This window comes from Coprococcus sp. AF38-1 (assembly GCF_003603945.1).
Lineage (GTDB): Bacteria > Bacillota > Clostridia > Lachnospirales > Lachnospiraceae > Coprococcus > Coprococcus aceti.
Genome location: NZ_QVGO01000013.1, coordinates 1 through 3,117, shown reverse-complemented (window position 1 = coordinate 3,117; position 3,117 = coordinate 1). Strand labels below are relative to the sequence as shown.

The following is a 3,117-nucleotide window of genomic DNA, read 5'->3' as shown; positions in this document are numbered from 1 at the left end:
GTAAATGTCAATGCAAATGCAAGGATCACCGCAATGACCGCCATAAACCTGTTACTTCTTTTCATAAAGTTCCTCCTTTTTCCTTAAAACATAACCTTTCCTTTTTAATACACCATATCACAATTATGAATTATGCGCATTTTTTTGTCAATCTCGCAAAATTCCCTATTATTTTGTATAAAAAGGCGAAAAGCCGGGTATACAATCTACTTATCGTATACTCAGCTTTTCGCCAGTTCTTAATATTCTAATTAAATATAAATATACTTAATAACACTTTTTACAAGGAGTATATCCCATGCTCTCTGCATAACTCTTTGATACCTTTGTCGGTCCGTTCATGCCACTACATGTCGATCTGCTGTGGTACTTCTTTCCTGTTCTCGGTATCCATACATCATTTCCAGAACCTGTTCCAATCGATCCCTGTGAACCATTTCCACTTCCGGAATTTCCAGAACTGTCGGAACTTGTGTTGTTCTTTGGTGGTGTATATTTCTGTTTTACAACCTTTATATTTGACCATTTGCCATAATAGGTTTTTACTTTTCCTTTTACCCTGACCTGTCTGAACGCTCTGACTTTTATGGTGTACGATGTCCTGTAAGTGTCAAGCAGAAGTGTTCTTGATGTTTTTCCCCTTACCGAAACCTTTCTGTATACAGAACTGTTCGTCTTTCTAAATGCCACCTGGTAACCTGTGGCGTTTTTCACACTCTTCCATGACACAAATATCTCATCATGCCAGTAATTTGCCTTTGCGCTCTTTATTGTCACCTTTGCAGGAGTTGTGGCCGCCTGAACCTCCGTCGAGCCAGATGCAAAAGCCCCGGCAAACAACATGGAAAATGCAACCATTAACACGACTACTTTTCTCATTAGTTTGTTCATAATATGATCCTCCTCACTATAATATGTGCATATCCCGTCTACGCAACTACAGCTATCATATTACTTATTATATCACTTTCCAATATATATACAAACTGTATATTGACATTATCACCACAAAAGTTAATTACCCGATTTCGGATTAGTAGTCGATATATATACATCACATGCGGATCTGATTACGGATATATAATATGTCTTGCCCGCAACACATTTATAACTCATGCAAAAATCATTTTTATTAGTTGACAGGTCGTGCTTTACATCATCCACTGCTGCCAGAATTTTTCTGTTCTCATCATACAGATATCCATACGGATCTCCTGTCGAAATTGAATAGAAGTAATATGTGCCCGTGGTTTTTGGAACAAATTTGTATAACTCTTCTTTTTCTGCATAAAATGAGGTTTTATCGCCAATCTCGATCACATCCTCAGACATTTTTGCTGTGACTGAAACTGCCTTTCTGTCTACCTTTGCAGTTATCACTCCCCGCTTACCCATTCCTTTGGCCTTAAGTGTATATGATGTTCCTGGGACAAGATAAACATACCCATTTGTACCGCATTGTCTGTCATATTCATCATACCATACTCCGATATCATCAACAGAATACTTGGCATTGTCAGGATTTACAGTAAGTTTTAATACATCTGATACAAAGTTTCTGCCAGTCTCAGACTTGTCAAATTTCTGATTATACAGATATGTGCTGTCATCTCTTATGGATATTACCACTTCGTATGTACCAGGGAACAGATCCATCGAATATGAGCCATCATTTCTTGATGTAGCACCATTCCACGCAAGCTTATAAGGAGTTGCTTTATCCTGATTGTAGAACTTGATCGATACCCCGTTCAGGTTATTTCCATTTATATCCTTGACATACCCCTCAACCTTGATTGCCTTTTTAGCATTTATCTCACAGTTAACTGTGGTGCTGATCTTCGTATCGTTGTCATCCGTTATCTTTACCTTCAGGTTATATGTTCCCTCCTGATAAATTTTTCCTGTGACCCTTCCTGTTATATCAACACTCAAGCCATAGTCATCCCCGTCTATGCTATAAGTGTATTTCCCTGAACCGCCTGCGACAGATGCAGGCTTCACACTTACTGAATAATATTTATCATCCGTGCCTATCATGCCGTATTGAGGTATATAATACGCCGCGATCACCGACGAACTGCTGACATTCCATGTGATTATGTATGTAACTATATCCCCCAGCTCATCAACAGACTTAATTGTTGTTTTCGTTGTTCCTGTCTTTCTCACTGTTCCACTGAAACTGATCGCGTTACTTCCATCCGTTTTTATTGCATATTTCACACCATCAGGGAGCTTGTCTACAGTAATTTTACATATTCCTCTTGCGCGATCCACTGTAAATTCTCTGCTGAATGACTCATTCTGTTCAAGTTCATAAGTCATATAAACCCTTCTATTTGAATGATCCTTGGAATAATATGTCTCAATACTTGACTTACCTGTGCCATACAGTCCATCTACATAGACACAGACTCTCACATAATCGCTTAATGAGCATCCTCTTCTCAGCGCTATGGTGTAGGTTTTATTGTCCTTTGTCGTCACGCCGTCCAATGGAATGGTATAGTTATATGTTCCATTCAGTACCGTGCTCGCCTTTACAACAAAACTGGAAGCCGGAAGTTTCTGACTTCCCGATAATGTAACCTGCACAGTTTGTGGGTCACTGACAGTTGCAGATGCTATGGTGTTCGCTTTCGTAACTGTGACTTTGTATGTCGCCTTCTTACCTGTGCCATCTGTAGCCTTTGCTGTTATCACTGCTGTTCCTGCAGCAACCGCATATACTTTTCCTTCAGAATTTACCATGGCTACCTTATCATTTGAAGAACTCCATGCACATTTCTTATTGGTTGCATCTGTCGGCTTTATAACTGGGCTGAGCTGCATCGTTTTGCCTACATACAGCCTTCCACTTATTTTGCTGAATTTTAATGATGTTATCGGTGCCTTTACTGTTACCTTGCAGACTGCTTTCTTTCCTGAACCGTCAGCAGCCACTGCTGTGATAGTCACTTTTCCGCCTTTTACCGCTGTGACCCTGCCTGTAGCACTTACCTTTGCGATCTTGGAATTGCTACTCTTCCAGATAACCTTCTTATTGCTGGTTGTGTTAGGTCCTACTGTCGCCTTTATCACTGCCGACCTGCCCTTCTTGATCGTCAACGCAGA

General features: G+C 40.0%; 2 protein-coding genes. Both read right to left on the bottom strand.

Features of this window, described 5'->3' with window-relative positions; genetic code table 11:
* Nucleotides 1-267: 267 nt before the first annotated feature.
* Nucleotides 268-891, bottom strand: coding sequence for a hypothetical protein (locus DW025_RS14640; protein ID WP_055224731.1), 624 nt, complete (start codon nt 889-891; stop codon nt 268-270).
* 123 nt (nt 892-1,014) lie between these two features.
* On the bottom strand, nt 1,015-3,117 hold a 2,103-nt coding region (locus DW025_RS14635), incomplete at its 5' end, for an Ig-like domain-containing protein (RefSeq protein ID WP_120000513.1).

Coding starts and splice junctions, on each gene's coding strand:
- DW025_RS14640 (WP_055224731.1), bottom strand. CDS start 891: ATGAACAAACTAATGAGAAAAGTAGTCGTGTTAATGGTTGCATTTTCC.